General features: G+C 43.9%; 29 protein-coding genes. 12 read left to right on the forward strand and 17 right to left on the reverse strand.

Going from position 1 to position 16,523, the window contains the following annotated elements; translation table 11 throughout:
• Positions 1 to 8 precede the first annotated feature (8 nt).
• The 16 genes from FTU01_RS10220 to FTU01_RS10295 form a co-directional block, all read right to left on the reverse strand.
• A complete protein-coding gene (locus FTU01_RS10220) occupies positions 9 to 650 on the reverse strand; it encodes a hypothetical protein (RefSeq protein WP_180138991.1) in 642 nt (213 codons plus the stop codon).
• A complete protein-coding gene (locus FTU01_RS10225; RefSeq protein ID WP_257233611.1) occupies positions 643 to 1,167 on the reverse strand; it encodes a hypothetical protein in 525 nt (174 codons plus the stop codon). The genes FTU01_RS10220 and FTU01_RS10225 overlap by 8 nt, the downstream gene beginning before the upstream one ends.
• A 17-nt stretch (positions 1,168 to 1,184) precedes the next feature.
• Complete coding sequence (locus FTU01_RS10230; RefSeq protein WP_180138995.1) at positions 1,185 to 2,852, reverse strand: portal protein; 1,668 nt, start codon at positions 2,850 to 2,852, stop codon at positions 1,185 to 1,187.
• A 3-nt stretch (positions 2,853 to 2,855) separates the two neighbouring features.
• Positions 2,856 to 3,047: a hypothetical protein gene (locus FTU01_RS10235; RefSeq protein ID WP_180138997.1), complete on the reverse strand. Its 192-nt coding sequence runs from the start codon at positions 3,045 to 3,047 to the stop codon at positions 2,856 to 2,858.
• 25 nt (positions 3,048 to 3,072) lie between these two features.
• Positions 3,073 to 3,306: a hypothetical protein gene (locus tag FTU01_RS10240; RefSeq protein ID WP_180138998.1), complete on the reverse strand. Its 234-nt coding sequence runs from the start codon at positions 3,304 to 3,306 to the stop codon at positions 3,073 to 3,075.
• A 2-nt stretch (positions 3,307 to 3,308) separates the two neighbouring features.
• Positions 3,309 to 3,626 (reverse strand): hypothetical protein, encoded by a 318-nt coding sequence (locus FTU01_RS10245; RefSeq protein WP_180139000.1) that lies wholly within the window; start codon positions 3,624 to 3,626, stop codon positions 3,309 to 3,311.
• 72 nt (positions 3,627 to 3,698) lie between these two features.
• Positions 3,699 to 4,034, reverse strand: coding sequence for a hypothetical protein (locus FTU01_RS10250; protein WP_180139002.1), 336 nt, complete (start codon positions 4,032 to 4,034; stop codon positions 3,699 to 3,701).
• Positions 4,035 to 4,040: 6 nt separating this feature from the next.
• The gene (locus FTU01_RS10255; RefSeq protein ID WP_180139004.1) at positions 4,041 to 4,184 is read right to left on the reverse strand and encodes a hypothetical protein; all 144 of its coding nucleotides are present in this window, start codon (positions 4,182 to 4,184) and stop codon (positions 4,041 to 4,043) included.
• Between the two features lie 2 nt (positions 4,185 to 4,186).
• Positions 4,187 to 4,516 (reverse strand): hypothetical protein, encoded by a 330-nt coding sequence (locus FTU01_RS10260; RefSeq protein ID WP_180139005.1) that lies wholly within the window; start codon positions 4,514 to 4,516, stop codon positions 4,187 to 4,189.
• Positions 4,513 to 4,953: a hypothetical protein gene (locus FTU01_RS10265; RefSeq protein WP_180139048.1), complete on the reverse strand. Its 441-nt coding sequence runs from the start codon at positions 4,951 to 4,953 to the stop codon at positions 4,513 to 4,515. The genes FTU01_RS10260 and FTU01_RS10265 overlap by 4 nt, the downstream gene beginning before the upstream one ends.
• 29 nt (positions 4,954 to 4,982) lie before the next feature.
• Positions 4,983 to 5,495 (reverse strand): RusA family crossover junction endodeoxyribonuclease, encoded by a 513-nt coding sequence (locus tag FTU01_RS10270; protein WP_180139006.1) that lies wholly within the window; start codon positions 5,493 to 5,495, stop codon positions 4,983 to 4,985.
• On the reverse strand, positions 5,492 to 5,869 hold the full coding sequence (locus FTU01_RS10275; protein ID WP_180139007.1) for a hypothetical protein: 378 nt from the start codon (positions 5,867 to 5,869) through the stop codon (positions 5,492 to 5,494). Before FTU01_RS10275 ends, FTU01_RS10270 begins: the two co-directional genes overlap by 4 nt.
• Positions 5,866 to 6,609, reverse strand: coding sequence for an ATP-binding protein (locus FTU01_RS10280; RefSeq protein WP_180139008.1), 744 nt, complete (start codon positions 6,607 to 6,609; stop codon positions 5,866 to 5,868). Before FTU01_RS10280 ends, FTU01_RS10275 begins: the two co-directional genes overlap by 4 nt.
• On the reverse strand, positions 6,606 to 7,475 hold the full coding sequence (locus FTU01_RS10285; RefSeq protein WP_257233616.1) for a hypothetical protein: 870 nt from the start codon (positions 7,473 to 7,475) through the stop codon (positions 6,606 to 6,608). Before FTU01_RS10285 ends, FTU01_RS10280 begins: the two co-directional genes overlap by 4 nt.
• 120 nt (positions 7,476 to 7,595) lie before the next feature.
• Positions 7,596 to 7,913, reverse strand: a complete 318-nt coding sequence (locus FTU01_RS10290) for a hypothetical protein (RefSeq protein ID WP_180139012.1) — start codon at positions 7,911 to 7,913, stop codon at positions 7,596 to 7,598.
• A 10-nt stretch (positions 7,914 to 7,923) separates the two neighbouring features.
• Positions 7,924 to 8,145, reverse strand: coding sequence for a Cro/CI family transcriptional regulator (locus tag FTU01_RS10295; RefSeq protein WP_064096023.1), 222 nt, complete (start codon positions 8,143 to 8,145; stop codon positions 7,924 to 7,926).
• Between the two features lie 90 nt (positions 8,146 to 8,235).
• On the opposite strand from FTU01_RS10295, the gene FTU01_RS10300 reads away from it, so the two are divergent.
• From FTU01_RS10300 to FTU01_RS15565, 10 genes are all read left to right on the forward strand, one after another.
• Positions 8,236 to 8,916 (forward strand): LexA family transcriptional regulator, encoded by a 681-nt coding sequence (locus FTU01_RS10300; protein ID WP_180139014.1) that lies wholly within the window; start codon positions 8,236 to 8,238, stop codon positions 8,914 to 8,916.
• 12 nt (positions 8,917 to 8,928) lie between these two features.
• Positions 8,929 to 9,585: a hypothetical protein gene (locus FTU01_RS10305; RefSeq protein ID WP_180139016.1), complete on the forward strand. Its 657-nt coding sequence runs from the start codon at positions 8,929 to 8,931 to the stop codon at positions 9,583 to 9,585.
• Positions 9,586 to 9,900: 315 nt separating this feature from the next.
• On the forward strand, positions 9,901 to 10,143 hold the full coding sequence (locus tag FTU01_RS10310) for a hypothetical protein (RefSeq protein ID WP_180139018.1): 243 nt from the start codon (positions 9,901 to 9,903) through the stop codon (positions 10,141 to 10,143).
• Positions 10,140 to 10,418, forward strand: a complete 279-nt coding sequence (locus FTU01_RS10315; protein WP_180030943.1) for a hypothetical protein — start codon at positions 10,140 to 10,142, stop codon at positions 10,416 to 10,418. Before FTU01_RS10310 ends, FTU01_RS10315 begins: the two co-directional genes overlap by 4 nt.
• Positions 10,415 to 11,338: a PD-(D/E)XK nuclease-like domain-containing protein gene (locus FTU01_RS10320; protein WP_180139020.1), complete on the forward strand. Its 924-nt coding sequence runs from the start codon at positions 10,415 to 10,417 to the stop codon at positions 11,336 to 11,338. Before FTU01_RS10315 ends, FTU01_RS10320 begins: the two co-directional genes overlap by 4 nt.
• A 22-nt stretch (positions 11,339 to 11,360) precedes the next feature.
• Positions 11,361 to 12,860, forward strand: a complete 1,500-nt coding sequence (locus FTU01_RS10325; RefSeq protein WP_180139022.1) for a recombinase RecT — start codon at positions 11,361 to 11,363, stop codon at positions 12,858 to 12,860.
• A gap of 7 nt (positions 12,861 to 12,867) precedes the next feature.
• Entirely contained in the window at positions 12,868 to 12,993 is a 126-nt protein-coding gene (locus FTU01_RS15560; RefSeq protein ID WP_257220230.1) for a hypothetical protein, read from the forward strand.
• Positions 12,994 to 13,218 carry a hypothetical protein gene (locus tag FTU01_RS10330; RefSeq protein WP_180139024.1) on the forward strand — a complete coding sequence of 75 codons (225 nt, stop codon included), beginning with the start codon at positions 12,994 to 12,996 and terminating at the stop codon, positions 13,216 to 13,218.
• Positions 13,218 to 13,538: a DUF551 domain-containing protein gene (locus tag FTU01_RS10335; RefSeq protein WP_180139026.1), complete on the forward strand. Its 321-nt coding sequence runs from the start codon at positions 13,218 to 13,220 to the stop codon at positions 13,536 to 13,538. The genes FTU01_RS10330 and FTU01_RS10335 overlap by 1 nt, the downstream gene beginning before the upstream one ends.
• 120 nt (positions 13,539 to 13,658) lie before the next feature.
• Complete coding sequence (locus FTU01_RS15565) at positions 13,659 to 13,880, forward strand: hypothetical protein (RefSeq protein ID WP_257230028.1); 222 nt, start codon at positions 13,659 to 13,661, stop codon at positions 13,878 to 13,880.
• On the opposite strand, the gene FTU01_RS10340 is transcribed toward FTU01_RS15565, so the two are convergent.
• A complete protein-coding gene (locus FTU01_RS10340) occupies positions 13,790 to 15,091 on the reverse strand; it encodes a site-specific integrase (RefSeq protein WP_180139027.1) in 1,302 nt (433 codons plus the stop codon). The genes FTU01_RS15565 and FTU01_RS10340 overlap by 91 nt on opposite strands.
• A gap of 222 nt (positions 15,092 to 15,313) precedes the next feature.
• Between FTU01_RS10340 and FTU01_RS10345 the strand changes: the two genes are divergently transcribed.
• A complete protein-coding gene (locus FTU01_RS10345) occupies positions 15,314 to 15,988 on the forward strand; it encodes an HAD-IA family hydrolase (RefSeq protein WP_218952530.1) in 675 nt (224 codons plus the stop codon).
• Positions 15,981 to 16,421, forward strand: a complete 441-nt coding sequence (locus FTU01_RS10350) for an RNA-binding S4 domain-containing protein (protein WP_125278333.1) — start codon at positions 15,981 to 15,983, stop codon at positions 16,419 to 16,421. The genes FTU01_RS10345 and FTU01_RS10350 overlap by 8 nt, the downstream gene beginning before the upstream one ends.
• The last annotated feature ends 102 nt before the right edge of the window (positions 16,422 to 16,523 follow it).

Below are 16,523 nucleotides of genomic sequence, written 5' to 3' on the forward strand. Positions count from 1 at the left end.
ACTACCCCTTAATCTGTGTATTGTTTTGCATACCAAGCATCTACACGCTGAGTCACTGATTTATGGTCTGGATGACTTGCATTGCTGAACGCTTCCGACATCATTAATTGTTGAATGGTTTCGCTACCGCTTTGTTGTGTGTTAGAAGGCGGTAAATCTTCCTGAATATGCTTGCCAATTGCCGCAGCCAGCTTGAGTGCACCGATAGGTGAATCCAGTTCTTTTGCATCAAAGCCCAAAGCTTCCAGCGCGTTTTTAGCCAGGCCAATATTCGAATTGAACTGCTCACCCCATTCTTGTTGCAGTGCTTCCATCTGGACAGACTGGTGCTGCTCATAGGCTTTAACGACTGCTTCAACCTGCTTATTGGTCATGCCTTCAGCATGGAATGATTGCAGTACCTCAGCGTTATCTGCTTTAAACGCATCAAAATCGAAGCCATCAATAGAAACGGCGTAAGCATCGGCAGATTCCGGCACTGTTGTTGCTGGATCTGCTTCAGTTGTTTTTGTTTCTTGCTCACCAGCGTTCTGCTGTGTTGTCTCAGCACCTGGCACCGTTTGCGTTTCTGTTGCTGCAGGTGGTGTTGTAGTCTGAGTTTGTTCAGTTGTTTGAACGTTTGATGTGTCAGTTGTTTGTTGTTCATCCATTGTTTTGCTCCATGTGGGCTAGTTCTAAGTTCTCGTCATAGCGAGGATCGTTTGCTGTGTTGATTCGGTTAAGAATGAAGTCCACGACTTCCGCACGGCCAAGACGGCGGCATGTTTCGCGTTCATCATCGGTAAATGGATTGCGCTTAAAACGCGCTGTAAGTTCTTCTAAAATTCGCTGGCCGTTCGGCTCAATATCAAAGTGAATCTGATAGGTTTGCGCCGTTGGCTTGCGTAGTGCACGCCACTTGAAGTGATGACCGAAGCCGAGTTCTTCCTCTTGTTCCTGGATCAACTCGTTAAAGTCAGATTCAGGCTGGGCTTTAAGATCGGCAATTTCATGCTTCAGTGCAAAAACCTGCTCTTGCAGCACTTCTGCACGTTCCCATTCATGGTGCTTTTCATTACGCAAGGTGCTAGATACTGCTCTCTCGTCAAAAAGCTCATTGCTTAATTTTTTTACTTTTTTTTCTGCTGCATAAAGCGAAGCACAGGCAATCAGCGCAAGAATGGCCATTACTGCAAAACCTAAAATCATTGCATCACCTCACTAACCATTTGCGCTTCCAGTCCTTTACTTGCTGCGTTTGCTACAGCTCCTGTGACTTGCTGTGCCATAACTGCTTCCTGTTCCTGTGCTGCTGCTTGCTGCTGTGCCTGTGCTTTGCGTTCACGGTAGGCTTGTAGCTCATCTGTGGTACGCATGATTGAAGTCGGTGCACCTAGACCAGCCGCTAACACTTGCGGTACTGCATCGGTGTTGATGTTATCCATAGCTTCCTGGAATGCTTCTGGGCTTAATTGAGCCAAGCCACCCATTGATCCCATAAGACGTTCAATGCTGGCCACTTCCTCAAGTTTCTGAGCGCGTGCCAGTGGTGAAATAAACTTGAATGAAAGATTGCGGCCCTGCAGGTCCTCTGGTGCTTCTCCCAAAACTTCAGCGCGATATGCCAGGCTAAAAGCACGGTCCAGAATAGGGACCAATAATTCAGCCTGTGCACGGCCATACAACGGGCCAAGCTGCTGCCGGATCATATCGACACGGGCATAAATCTCTGCCGCCGTTGGTGGTGTGTTGTAGTGCTGCTGCAGGCTGTCAGCCATCAGCTTTCGACGGATACCGCCCTGAATCTTTTCAAGCAGTGCTTCACCCACCACGAAGCCTTTACCACTGTCCATACGTTTCATTGAATCAACGCTGTTCGCGGGAATGATCTTGCCACCACCAATACGCACAGTACGCGGATTCAATATGCCGTCATCTTCAGCAATCCACATACCGAGCACATCGATTTCAGCCGAACGTAAGGTGTCACGCATCAAAGCATTGGCTGTTTTGGCATCTGGTAAAGCTGTAGACATGATGCCGATCCCATACACGCTGCCTGGAATCTTTCTGAAACGTGGTACCGCACAAGGAAACTCGTTATAGCCGGATTCCTTCAGCATGGTTTTGCTTTCCACTTCCACATGATATGAAGCAAAAGGCATCTGTTTTGGTAGCAGTACACGCTGGTTTAATGGTGCTTTGACATTACGTGGTTCGATCACATGCACGATCTTAAAACGGTCATCTGGTCGCTGTTTGTAAGACTCTCTGACTGCATTGCTAACCTTGTGCTCTCCAAACTCAGATACAAGCTGTGCAGCGGTTTTGGTGTACTCGCGATAGATCGTATCCACCTGACCATCTGGACGAGTCGACGCAATAAAGCATTCACCAATTGGCCAGCACTGGTACGTAAAGCCACCACCTTTCAAACGGTCAATATCCTGATAGATCACACCCCATCCAGCCACGGCGAAATCAATGATCATGTCGTAGATTTCAGAATCAAAATTAGCGCCGTGGATATTACGGAATAAGAATTGTGCAACCTGTTCAAGCCAGTGTTCACCTGGTGTGAGTTCAGCCTGATCATCCATGCCATCCGGTACAGCTTTAAACCAGATCGCGTTTGCAGGTGTGGTACCTGCAATCAGGTTAGATACAAAGATCAGAATGGATTCTGCCGCAGTTGAATCGAGCAGATCCGCACGCTGTTTCTCCCGTGTGCCATCCAGTGAGCCACCATTGAAGCATTGCTGGCGCTCAGGTGCTCCGTACTTGTAGCATTCAGTCCAGTGAGATTCGTACTTTGATCTTTCAGTACGAAGCTGACCCAACCGTTTGCAAATTTGATTTGCTCGATCACTCATGCTTTAACCGCCTAGTGTTGATTTCTTATTGGTATCTGCTGCACTCAGCACATCAGATGCACGGCGTTTACGGGCTGCCACTGCTGCGTTTTCTTCCTTGGTTTGCTTGCCATCAACTCCGGACTGGGCTTGTTCGACCAGCTCCTTTGCACGTTCTCTGCTAAGACCAAAGTTTCTTCCGCTGTTTTGAAACAACCTGCCAAATGATCCCCCACACATATCAGCCCCCTAATGTATTTTTCTTCTCATCCTGAGAAGGACCGGAAGATAAAACCTCAGATGCCTTGCGCTTTTTACGCGTGGCAATCTGTTCGTTTTCTGCTGCCTGTGCCTTAGCTTTCGCTTCGGCATCAGCTTTCTGTGCGTCATAGCCTTTGGATGCTGCTTTGGTATCAGTCAGGCCAATGGCATCAGTCACAGTGCTAATTGCTTTCCCTACGAATCCACCGCACATATTTAGGCTTCCTTCAGTTCAAGTCCGTGTTTGCCTTGCTGCCAGCGCAGTTTCTTAGGCGCTTCAACCTTTCCAGCCTTCAACAAAGCATCAAGTTTCTTTTCGATACGCTTTTGGCCTTCAAGGATCTGATCAAGGCGTTCATCTTCGACTAGTGCACCTAGTGAACTAGTTTCATTAGTAGACTGGTCTTGTGGTGCTTCAGGTTCTGGATCATTGCCAGTGATGTGCTCTAACGCGGCTTCTGCCTGTTCTGCTGTGCTGACTGGTTCTGGTGCCTTCTCTGTTGCACCTGGTGTATTTACTTTGCGAGCTGCCATAAAAAAACCCTATTCAGTGGTTGATTGAATAGGGTTACTGTGGGGGTATGGGTGTTGGGGTTTGTTGGGTGTTTAATCAGGCAATCTTTTACCCGCTTTGATTTCTTCATCAGTGGCGTGTCGAATAATTCCACCACGTTTTAGTGCCGACTCAACCCAACCACACTCAAAATCAATACTGTCGAGCTGATTTAATTTTTTGTAGGCATCTCCATCTACAGGATCATTACTGAGATATTTGCTTTCATAGCAAAAATAGTCCCCAACCTCAAAAATATTGTGCTGGCGGCGGTATTCAAGACACTGTAACTCCAGTCCAGCTGCTGTGACTCTATCACCTGAATTCTTGTAGTTCACTGCTGCTTGTTTTACAGCTTCATAGCCACCGTATTTTTCAAATATATTCATATCCCATCACCTAAACTTACCTAAAAAATTACTATTCTTCGGCCCGACATACGGACACCAGCCCCAGACTTCACGCCAGAAGAACCAGTCATTGCCAACGTTCTTCCACGGCGTGCCGTCATTCTCGATATGGGTGTAGTCAGGTGGCATATTCATAGAAATATCACCTTGATGATTCCAGCCCCGATGATCAAAAAGATCAGCATCAATGCCTTATCAAGTTCCTTTGAATGCTGTTTCTTATTGGCTTGTTCAACTTCAAACCGGTGCAAGGCTTCTGCCATCAATTTACTTTGACTAATTCTGGCTTGAATCTTCAATAGATCCATTTCCATTTCACGCTGACGCTGGATTCTTTTTAACTCTTCTTTCCGTTGCTGGTGCTCATGGTAGCGTTTCATAACCTGACCCATCCGGTATTCAGTATCGGTAAGGTATTCACCTTCCACTGATTCAACCTCACTTTTGATTAGTTCGTTCACAGCCCCAACTCCCGATCCAGTTCCTCAATGACCTGATCACACAGGCCGCCGTCTTCAAAAATATCCATCTGACCAATCTTGTACTTGTATGTGATCCACTCGCCTTCCAGTGGGAACCGTTCAATGCCAGTCTCTGTTTGCCAGAGCATGATGAATGCATGGCCGTTGTCATAGTTCGGAACGCCACCACGCGCCCATTCTGAAACTGTAGAAGCACCAGACACCGGCAGAACGTCTGCAATCTTTTCGTGTGTCCAGCCACATTTGCCGAGATCCAGAATCATTCGATTGAAGTCCGGGCGTTTGTAATTTCGAAGTTTTAACTTGAACTCTTTGACCTTCTTTTTGGTGTGCAGATTGATAAAACGCGCGCGCGCGCGAGGGTCGTTCGAATAAACCCCCTCTCCACACTCTCCGCCCACTAGTTGCAGCCCCATAGAACTTCCCATAGCAACCCCTATATTCATTAGATTTCCATCACTTTTATTTTGAGTAATCCGCCTTTAACCACATTGCCCCGGCGTACTATCAGCTCATCGAACTGTTCGTCATCTACGCAAAATTCACACTTCACCAGGCTATCAATCGTTGCTTTCAAGTAATTATCGATATCCCGTCTTAACCGATTTGGAAAATGAAACGTCACCTCCAGTTTTAACCGTGCTGTTGTATTGATCCGTGGTACCAACATGCTCACCAGATCATGAAAATCTCTTGCCTCATCACTCAACTTGAAACCGCGTCCAGATTTCTTCCAGTAGTGGTTTACCGATGGAGGAATAGCCGGCAACTTAAAATCTAAAATGACCTTTTCAGCCCCTTCGTTATTTCGCTCTAAATTCGCTTCTACGGCGTTTTGTTCTGCTTGATGTACCTTTGCTTCAATTTTGTTTTTAAATTGCACTGACGCGCATTCCTTGCGCAAATTGTGCTTATTCAAATGAACTTCTAACTGCTTTTCAGTCATACGAAAGGTCATGCAGCAAATTTCTCCATTCCTTGTTCCATAGCTTCGACTTTCGGCATGGCTGCTTTGTATTTTCGATATTCGCTATGTGGCAGTCTGGCATTCGTACGCGGTGTGATGGTGTATCGAATGCGTTTCATAGGAATACCAGTAATTTCAGATAACAATCGCCGTCTCGGATTCTTTGGTGATCCCTTATTGCACCAATCCACTAGGCGAAGAACTAGATAGTGAGCCACATAAGGTGTTCCATTCGACTCAGCCGTTGAACGTTTTGGACGTGGCTTAAATTCAGTACCTTTCAAAACCGTGATTTTTCCACCATTACGTAAATAACGCTTTGTCGGTTGATTCAATTCTTTGCGTTTTTCCTTACGTAAACTCACACCCCACCCCCTAAACGTTGATCAGCCCAATTACATTCGACAATGGTTAAACCGCCTTGCTGGAAACGTGACCAAAGACGATCACCTAAATCTTTTTGAAGTTCTTCAAGCGTTAAATTTGAAATCAACATGGTCGGCTTCATCCGGTCATAGCGTGCATACAAAACCTTGTGCACCATCTCTCTGCGCTTATCACGGTCATGTAATCCGTATTCATCCAGAATCAGCAAGTCATACTGGGTGAAGGCATAAATCACAGATTTCTCTGTAGCATCCGGCTGTTCCCATGCGTTCATGATTCTTTGCGCCAGATCCTCACTGGTGATGTAGCGTGCATGCTTGCCCTTTTTGAGCAGTGTTTTAGCCATTGCGCAGCTCAGATGAGTTTTCCCTGTACCAGTAGGGCCAACCATCAAAAGATTATTTTTCTCACCGTTCAGCATGCCTTTGGCGTATGAAACGATGTGATTCAGCGCGTTTTGCTGTCCTGCGTTATTCACCTGGTAGTTTTTAAAACCTGAATGAGCATGACGTTCTGGAAGCATTGCGCCGTCAAAATGTTTCTGACGTACCATGTGATCCACTTCAGCTTGTGCTTGTGCCAGCTGCTGTTCGTGGTACTCAACTGCGCACTGTGGGCATTTGTGATATGGGCCTGCTTGAACCATAGCGACTTGATGCTTGCTGCAGATCTCTTGAACTTTTTTCAGTCCAAACGAAAACGATGACATTGCGTTCATACGAAGTCCTCCGGAATTTCAACTGTTCCAGTTGCTGGCGCGTGATGAGTTGCCTGATTTTTCCATGCATCATTCACGTTCAGATTTGAATTAGATTTCTTGCTTGCCTTTGGTGCTTGAGGTTTTGCTGGCTGGTAATTGCTTAGCCAGTTCAACCAGGTAGTTATCCACTTCTGAGAACGACGTGCAGGTTGGCCAACTGACCACTGAGCCAATTTTTTAAGTTCTTCAGAAATGATGCCTTCAGACAGTTTTGGAAAACTCACAGCTGCTTGAGCCATGAAATCGGTTTTGACTGGGTATGTGCCGAATAGATCTTTCAGCGTGTACAGCTTTGGATCTTCAGAGTGGTAATCAATAAAATTCAAAGCACCACGATCCTGAGCAACAAAATCGGACGGCGCTTTATAATTATTATTTTCTAAAGATTCTATTGGAGTATCTATTGTGTGTTCGGTTTCCGAACTAGTTACTGGTTCGGTAGTCGAACTGGTTTGGTTCACTTTCCGAACTGGTTCGGTAGTCGAACTGGTTTGGTTAGCAAACTGATTCTTTAGTGAAATCTCATTTAAAACGTACTTTTTCACACCTCTTGAACCAGTGCCAGCAATTGAAACAACCTTGAGTTTTAATAGTTCATCTATGCCATTTCTGACAGTTTCACGGCTTAACTTACGTGACCCTGGAAGATCTCCACCCTGTAGCTGTGAGTAGCTAACAAAATCAGACTCCTTGTTATGTCCGTTAATGCGGTTTTCCAGCTCCGCATAGACGTTACGTGCAGCATCACTAATGAATGGCCACACTTCTTTTCGATACAAGCGACTAGACATAACATAGCCCTGATCGAACTTATCGCTATACATGTTCTTTCCAGCCCCTTGTGCTGGTTGTGAAGGCTTTTGAAACTGAATTATTTGAGCAGCATTCATTTCTTCACAACCTCCCCGATACGTGTTAAATTGATCATGGTTTACTACCTTCGTTTACTTGTCTGAGTGAACGGCAAAGATGCTCATCTGTTCGCGCAGATGGGCATTTTTTGTGCCTGTGTGTTTTGGTGTTACATCAATCATTCTTGGTTCATGAGTCAGCTCAAAAGGCGTATCTACTGTATCTGTGGTAAGACACATGAAAGAGCTGAGAGAATTTAGATATTCCCGAACAGTAGAGATTTTCTCTTTCATGCAAACACGACTTAATTTAGAGACATCAGATTTTTCAGCTTTAGCGATTGCTTCAAATTCGCGCTTTTCTTCATACGTGCATTTGAATGTGATGCTTTCAGTTAATTTTTCAGACATGCTTTCTACCTCACACAGCCTTATCGCGCAGCTCAATCCAAATATCTTGATAGGTGTCTGGAAAAAGTTCTTTTCTTGTCGAAAGGCCACGATCTTCAGCAATAACAGCAAGTCGGATTTTTCTTTCAGTGGGGATTTTCTTCCATCCGCTCACTGATGGAACTCTGATCCCAAGTAATCGAGCAACGGCAGCTGGTCCACCAAGAGCTTCTATAAGCTGTGCATCATTCATGTTGTTCTCCTAAATAACCATCCAATTATTAGGCATTCCTTATTTTTATTCAATAGGAATACCTAATTTATTTCGTGTTAGGATTTCCTAATGAAAACACTTGCTGAACGTCTTAAATATGCCATGGAAGTTTTACCGCCTAAGAAAATTAAGGGGGTCGAACTTGCACGCGCCGTTGGGGTAAAGCCACCATCTGTTAGTGATTGGCTTTCTGGTAAATCGAAAAATATGGAAGGCCCGAACCTGATTCGAGCAGCCCAATTCCTAAAGGTAAATTCAAAATGGTTAGCTACTGGTATCGGTAAACCTACAGATGAAGAAACAAAAAGTGAGTTCAGTAACGTAAGTTTTAATACTTCACCAGTTATGGAAATTCCTGTTTTAGATTATGTTCAAGCTGGCTTGTTTGGGACTGTTGGATATGATGGAATCAATCCTAAAGATAAAACCTATACGACTTATCAAAGTGCAAAACCTTCTGATGTATTTGGTTTGACGGTTGAAGGAATGAGTATGGCACCTGAATTTTTACCAGGTGATTCACTTGTAATTGATGCATCTTTAGCACCACAACCCGGTTCATTTGTTATTGCTCAGAATGGATCCTATGAAGCCACTTTCAAAAAGTACCGGGTAATTGGCTATGATGAATATGGACGTGAAGAATTTGAACTGGTTCCATTAAACCCAGACTATCCAACACTATCTTCAAGAGATCATAAAATATCGATCATTGGTGTGATGGTTCGCCATGAGCGGAGTTATAAATAATAAGAGAGCAAAATGAAAAGATTATGGAATTATGGAACTTCTACGCCAATTCAAAGGATTGGTGTAATTGTTCTGGGGGTGGGATTGTTGTCACTTTTCTCATGGATGATTAAAGAGAATCTGAGCTTTGAGGATCTATTCAATAGCTACTACCTGCCAGGTAAAAGAGATTCCATGTTCTTTCATCTGTTCTTTTATTTTATTCCTCTAGGACTCTTAATGTCCTGGGGGTATCAGGTTTTAGTAAAAACCCAAGAGTGGATCTTTGGAAAAACCAAAGAAAACAAAAAATCACTGAAAGATCAAAAGTTATATTTTAAAGATAATATGGCAGCCTATGATTTTGCATCCACTATTTACCCGGCTACACTTAACTTAAATACAAGCTACGTCGGATTGATTAAAGATGTGGTTTTGACCACTAACGAACGTTTTCAGTACACAATTGAGCTGGCAAACACAGACACAACAATAAAAGTTTATGGATACAATGATGAGAACAGCCAATCTATACGGCTAGGTAACTTAGTTCTTTGGCGTTGTGAAAAGCCAGTTTCTAACAAAAACCATCTTAACATTGAGGCGCTAGGAACTATTATTGCTACCCTTCAGCCAGTATTTGACCCAAATCATGGCACTTGGTTGATTCAAAGTAATTTTATCAAGTAATTCACCTAATCAAATGACCGCCATCTAGGCGGTTTTTTTACGTCTATCAAAAATAAACTGAAAAATATTAGGAATACCTATTTACTTATTTATTAGGATTGCCTAATATTTGTCTTGTACCCAATAAACCGAGAACGCCCATGAATCAATTTAAAACCTTAGCAACTGGCACCAATCACACAAGCCTAATTGTGTGTGATGGCGAAATTAAAGTTGTTCATTGTGGCGAAGTTATTGCGGTTATCACCAACTGGTAAAAACAAAAAAGCCCGCAGGGACTGGAAATCTAGCGGGCTTGCATATAGCGAGATAAGTATGAAACAAAATCCTATTCAAAGCAACCTGCCAGAGTTCGGCCAATCACGCCAAACGTCTGAGCGTTTGTACCAGCATCCCGAGCCTAAATCTGTAGCGAAAGAAATCGTTTCTAATGTCGCTGCATGGTCTGTGGTCTTTTCAATTCTTGTGGGCTTATCCGCAATGTTCATCCACCAGGCAGACAAAGAATCTGAGCATCAGGTGAAAGCCATTAGCACATCTGTTGGAGGTGCAAAGTGAGACTTAAACCTGATTTCTTCGCCTATAAAGGCGATAAGGAAAAGCTTAAAAAGTTCCTCAAATCTCAGCGCTTCAACACGCATTCACAGTTTGGTGTAGACAAAAATGATAACCGTCTAATCAAGCTTTATTGGGACTCAAAACCTAATAGTGATTGGGGAAAGCTGGAACTTAGAGCAATCATCTGCATGGTTGGCACAGGAAAGATGGAAGGCGAAGCAATTGCCCAAGTCGCAACTGAAATTGAAGATGTGATCAATGAGGTGGAATCATGAATGCCTTTATCGAACTACCAACGGCACAGCTTATTGAGAAAATGAGCAATGAGGACTATCACGCACGTCCTGAGTTCAGTTCAAGCCAGTTAAAAGACATGCTGCGTAGTGCCGCCCATTTTCATTCACACAACATTGTGAAAGAACACGAACGGGAAGTTAAAAAGCATCTGGATTTCGGCACATTGGCTCACACGCTATTCCTTGAGCCTGAGCTATTTGAAACTGAATTTGCAATCCTTCCGGAAGATGCACCAAGACGACCAACGGAAGCAATGCTCAAGGCAAAGAATCCGTCACCTGAAACACTTGGAAAAATTGCCTGGTGGGAAAACTTCGATGCCAATAATGCAGGTAAAACGCTGGTAACTGCTGAGCAGATGGCAGGTGCAAAACGTATTGTTGAGAATCTTCAATCACTAAGCATGTATGCCGAAATGCAGAACAATTACGGCATGGCTGAAGCCAGTATCTTTTTCACAGATCCGGCCTTTGATCTTGAATTGCGTATCCGTCCTGACTGGCATATTGCTCCGTGTTCAAGATTTCCTAATGGTCTGATCATTGATGTGAAAACAGCAAATGATGCACGTTTCACCGCCTTTTCCAAAGCATGCGGTAACTACGCTTATGACCTGTCGGCTGCCATGTACCGCGAAGGCTTTCAGCAATACTACCGAACCAGTGAGAAGCCAGCATTTATTTTTATTGTTGGCGAAAACGATGCGCCTTTTGTGGCCAAACAATACAAGGCATCCGAGCTATTTCTCAGTGTCGGTGAAACCCGATACAACAAGGCAAAAGAGCTGCTGGCTGAATCCCTGCTGATCAATGAATGGGATGGCTATTCACTCGAACTGGAAGAAATCTTCCTGCCTTCGTACCTCACCAAACAAGCTTTAGAAAACAACTTTAAATAATTTAATTTTAGGAATATTTATCATGAATGCTCAAACTCAAATTACTGCTGCTCCACAATCAAACTCTGTTGGCCTTTTAAACCTTGAAGCTTTTGAACTGTCACAACGTGTGGCCAAAATGCTATCTAGCTCTACCCTGGTACCGGAACAGTATCGCTCTGTGATCAAGGTTAAAGCGGGTAAAGATCAAAGTGGTCAATGGATGTACCGCGATGAAGAAAACCCGAACGGTCTATCAAACTGCATCATTGCATTGAACATGGCTAACCGTATGGGTGCAGATCCGTTAATGATCATGCAAAACCTTTACCTGATTGAAGGTCGTCCATCTTGGTCATCACAGTTCATCATGGCATCTATCAATAGCTGTGGTCGCTTCTCTGCCCTGCGTTTTGATCTGGAAGATCTAGGCGAGAAAGAAGTCGAGTATCAGGAAACTGTCTGGTCTAACCGCCAAAAACAGACAGTGACCAAAAAAATCAAGATCCAGAACTTTGCATGTACTGCATGGGCGATTGAGCGCGAAACTGGTGAACGTCTGAACTCGTCAAAAATCACAATTGAAATGGCAGTGAAGGAAGGCTGGTACCAGAAGAACGGCTCTAAATGGCAAACCATGCCTGAGCAGATGCTGCGCTATCGTGCTGCTTCATTCTTTGGCCGTGTCTATGCACCAGAGTTATTGATGGGTCTACGTTCTGCTGAAGAAGAACAAGACCAGATCATTGACGTTACACCGGATCAGGAACTGGTAGTTAAGGCTGATACATCTCAATTAAAACGCGACATCCTTGCCGTTAAATCACCTGCCGAACTGAATGCTTTAGAAGAAAAAGTATTCGATATTACAGATGACTCGGCACGCAAAGAACTCACAAAACTGGTGAATGCTCAGGCTCAAAAGTTCCAGCCTAAGGTTGTCGAAGAAGTACCTGCAGAAGAAAAGCCAAAGCGCTCACGTCAACCTAAAGCCGTGGAAGACGCACCAGTAGAAGATATTCCGCCGGCTCAACAAGCTGAAAATGTCCAAAATCAAACATCAAATGATGTCGGAGATGGGGCGTTAAGCGTAGATGAATTGAAGCGCCTTCAAGCAGAAGCCGAAGCTATGGTTGAGCAGAAGAAACAGCCAAGCTCTGCCGATCTTAAAAAAGAGTTTGCCAAACGACTGAACTTAGCTAAGTCACTGGCTGATGTGCTGGACATTGAGGAAGAAATCGAAAATGCAAATGGTCTGATTCAAGCTGACTTCCAGTACCTGCAAGCTAACATTGAGCAAGTACGCGGCAAGTTTGAACAACAAGCCCCAACTGTAGATCCTCTCAAAAGTGGCTCAGTTAAAAGCGGTCTTATCCTACTGATCTCTGATGCCAAGAACGGTGAAGATCTTCGACAAGTCGCCCAGCAAATGAATGCAGCCAAGCCGAACTTGACCAGTGAGCATCAACAGGAATTACTGCAAGCCTACCAGCAAAAAAAGAAATTGATCGAAGATCAGATGGATATGTTCCCAGGCAACTAAACAGTATATGGCCACACTGAAAGGTGTGGTCCATAAGGATGATGATATGGGATTGAAAGAATTAATTATTGGATTAACGGTGCTAGGCGTGATTGGCATCCTAGTAATAGTAGCTCTGGTGACTGGTGGTTAAATGAAAAATATCCCTTTTACCCTTCGTACACCATTTAAAAACTGGTTGGTTAGAAATGGCTATCGTGGTGTGAATCGTGGCGACCACATGACCGCCTGGAAGCCGAAACACAAACAAGTTGAGATTATCGGCTTGCAAATGAACAAGCCCTGTCAGCAAGTATTTAAATCGTTCCTTACTCAGTATCTGGAACATGGCAAAGAATTTTTAGAGGAATTGGCGTGATGGATATTAAAGAAGTCGTAAAAACCGCAATTTTGCGCAACTCCCATGAATGGGGTGATGAGCAAGCAGAAGCAGTTTTGAAGGCAATTAATGAAGCTGGTTTTCTTGTTGTTCCAGCCAAAGCCCAGGCGGTGCCGGAATGGATCAGTGTTAAGAATGAACTACCACCCGAAAATATCTTGGTGCTTGGTATGTCGCAAACGCGGAGCAATATATTCAATTTCTACGATGTAATGGCTTTGGATGAATTTGACGAAGCTGATATAACGCATTGGATGCCATTACCCGATGCGCCACAGGAGCCAGCCAATGAACTTTGATGATGCTCAATTCCTCTGGTGTACCAACTGGTGTAAAGAACAAGGTTTAAGCCCGTACGATGCACAAAACTGGGCTGATGCAAAAGCAGAATATTTGAAGGTTACGAAGGAGGTGAATTGATGACTTTATATATCTCAACGCCTGACCTGTTGAAGCGTTACGGGATAACCAAAGGCACTTTGATCAACTGGCGTAATAAACAGGATTTCCCTGAACCGTTGATCAAAGCACATGGTCGTTCTAGCAGTCGCTACGGTATTAAGGCTGTAGATGCCTGGGAAAGAAGCAAAGGATTGCTTGAATCACTAGAAATACAGCCTTTAATATCAAAACGCTCATGATTGTTCAGTATGGCGCAGAGTTTATGGAACCACTTTTCATAAGCCTGCGCCTGTTCCCCTAAGTATTCATGTAAATCATACGTTCCCCATATAGCCGGCAATCCATGCCCTAGCATAATTTCACAGATATGCGGTGGAGCCAGTTCAGAAATATGCGTCCTCATCGTTCTACGTAAATCATGCATGGTCCAGTGCTGCATTTCCACACCAAAACGCTTGCGCACATTGTCATTCACAAACGGCGGTATGGTTGTCTGAAAGCTCTTTTCAAGTTTGGTATAAGCCTTGGCTTTCAAGTTCGGGAAAGCGTATTCACAGCTATCTGGTGATAGTGAAAATACATATTTAAGGAATGGCACAATCTGCGGAATGACAGGCCGGATAATCGGCTTGTGCGTACGAGCCCCCATCTTGTGATTCTCCGGTGGGATGTACCAGATCATTTCCTGAAAGTCGAAATCAGATTTCTTGGCCAGCCTTAGTTCCGACACACGACAGCCGAAAAATAACAGCATGATGATGATGGCTTTATTTTTGGCAGATATTGCATTGGATCTGAGTGCAGCATGCACTACCCAGAAGATTTCCTGTTCGGAAAGATAGCGTGACCGCTTTACCTTTTTCACGTTCAGATCAGCAGCTCTTAGGTGCTGAATCGGTTGATACTTTAATTTTCCGTGAATGCATCCCCAGCGCATGATCATTCTGAGATTACCAAGCACCTTTACGGATACAGTTCTGGCATTGGCTGCGATTTCAAATAACAGCTCTGACCATTCCTGCAATGAAACATCATCACAGATCCGCCGGCCTATACGCGGGTAGACATGAATCTCGAAAGCACGTGAATCATCCTTGCTTGAAATTTTATGGACGGCGATGGTATTAAACCAGAGTTCACAGATCTCTTTGACAGTCGGCTGTTTTAAATAGTCTGACTCCCCTTTTAATTTTAGCTGCATCGGGTCCTTGCCCTGGTCAAGCTCAGTCTTGTATTTATGCACCAGTAATCTGGCTTCTTTTAGCCCCATCATGGGATACGTGCCAATGTCCAGCCGTTTTGCCTTGCCGTTAAAACGATACCGGTATTGGAAAACGATCTTCCCCTTTGGCGAAATCCGGACAGACAATGCATCCCGATCCGTCACCACTTCAACTTTTTCACGCGGTTTCCCATTGTTGGATTTGAGCCAACTATCACTTAAAGCCATTTAATTTTTTCCAGTCCAAATGCCTTATACTTTGTACATAATCAAACAGAGCAGAATTATGTACACAGATGTGTACACAATTTTTCTTGAAAGGTAAATGACTTTGTTGAACTTTGAAATTATTTGATTGTCGTTAATAAACGCGAAAATTGAGTAATTATATTGAATCTAAAGCTTTTCTATATGCTTTGTTGAACTTTGAAAAACTTTGGAGAATCTTGAATGCAAAAGCCGACTATAATTTTTGATATGGACGGAACTTTACTTGATCTTGCCTACGATGATTTCATCTGGAACGAGTTATTACCGGTCCGTTATGCTGAAACACATGGCTGTAGTCTGGAACAGAGCCGCGAAACGCTTTATGCATTCTATCAGCAACATAATCATACCCTAAACTGGTACTCTTCTCGCTTCTGGACGGCTAAAGTCGAAGTCGATGTTCTGGCCATGCAAATTGAGCATAAAGATAAAGTTAGCTTACGCCCTTATTGCCTGGAATTACTCGATTATCTTAAAAATAATGGCTATCCGATCTGGCTTGCCACCAATGCCGACTGTGCAGGACTCGCCTTCAAACTGGATCATCTGAATCTCAAAGATTATTTCAATGTCATTGTCAGCTCGGAAAGCATTGGACATGCCAAGGAATTTGTAGAATTCTGGCAAGGTCTGAATGCTTTGCACCCCTTTGATCCTGAGCAGGTCTATTTTATTGATGATACCGAAAAAGTCCTGAATGGCGCCAAGGCTTATGGCATCCAGAACCTGTTCTGCATCCAGCAACCATCTTCCAGTAAAGTTGCGCGCCAGACTTGTAATTACCCGATGCTGCACCAATTAACAGAGTTAATCACTCATTTAAATCAGTCTGAGGTAAACAAGCAATATGCGTAAATCGTCTTTACCCGAAGATGCGGTAGGCATGCGTATAGATAAATGGCTGTGGGCAGCACGTTTTTTTAAAACCCGTTCCATTGCCAAGAATGCTATTGAGGGCGGTAAAGTCCATCATAATGGTGAGCGTGTAAAAGTATCTCGCGAAGTCCGTGTGGGTATGGAGTTGACGATTCAGCAAGGTATCGAGAAAAAAACCGTAGTTGTAAAAGAACTTTCTGATGTTCGTGGTCCTGCACCTGTGGCACAGAAACTGTATGAAGAAACTGAAGTCAGTATCGCTCGCCGGGAATTGATTGCATCGCAAAGAAAGTTGCATAATCTAGCGCGTCCCGATCATCGACCAAGCAAAAAAGATCGTCGAGACATCAGTCGATTCAAGAATGAAAATAGTCAGAACTTTGATCAACATTGGTCATATAATGATGATTAAATTCAAGCGTCAGCATGTGTCGTAACACTGCTGGATTTTATAGAACACAAGGGAAATTTCTGTCACTATATTCCTGTGGAACGAAGCTCTAATGTAAGACAT

The organism is Acinetobacter sp. YH12043, assembly GCF_013419915.1.
Lineage (GTDB): Bacteria > Pseudomonadota > Gammaproteobacteria > Pseudomonadales > Moraxellaceae > Acinetobacter.